The sequence below is a fragment of the Streptomyces murinus genome (genome assembly GCF_002154555.1).
In the GTDB taxonomy this organism is placed as follows: Bacteria; Actinomycetota; Actinomycetes; order Streptomycetales; family Streptomycetaceae; genus Streptomyces; species Streptomyces murinus.
In genome coordinates, this window is the sequence record NZ_MUNF01000590.1 from 1 (window position 1) to 552 (window position 552).

Here is a 552-nt window from a genome sequence, read left to right on the forward strand (position 1 = left end):
GCTGCTGATCGTCAACACCGTGCGCGTGTCGGCGTTCAGCCGTCGGCGTGAGACCGGGATCATGCGTCTGGTCGGCGCCTCCGGCTTCTACATCCAGGCGCCGTTCATCGCCGAGGCCGCGGTCGCCGGGCTCATCGGCGGTGGCCTGGCCTGCGTCTTCCTCGTGGTCGGCCGGTACTTCACCATCGACCACGGCATGGACCTCTCGCACAAGCTGACGCTGATCAACTTCGTCGGCTGGGACTCGGTGCTGACCAAGCTGCCGCTGATCCTCGCGACCAGTGTGCTGATGCCGGCCCTGGCGGCGTTCTTCGCGTTGCGCAAGTACCTGAAGGTGTGACGCAAACCAAGACGGTGGGCGGGGCAACGGGCCGTGACGAGAGGCCCGTTGTCCTAGACTCACCGCCATGTCCGGCCGAGACCCGCTCTGTCCGCCTCGGCGCGCCCGCCAAGGGGCCGCGCTGACCTTGGTCTTCGCCGGAGTCCTCGTCGCCGGAGCGGTCACCGGCGCCTTCCCGGACCCCGACCAGCCGGCCCGCCGTACGACGACGG

General features: G+C 69.2%; 1 protein-coding gene. It reads left to right on the top strand.

Annotation, left to right across the window (positions count from 1 at the left end; all coding sequences use genetic code 11):
* Nucleotides 1-340, top strand: a 340-nt coding sequence (locus CCN72_RS30510) for an FtsX-like permease family protein (RefSeq protein WP_143664249.1), incomplete at its 5' end; no start/stop codon positions are given.
* Between the last annotated feature and the right edge of the window lie 212 nt (nt 341-552).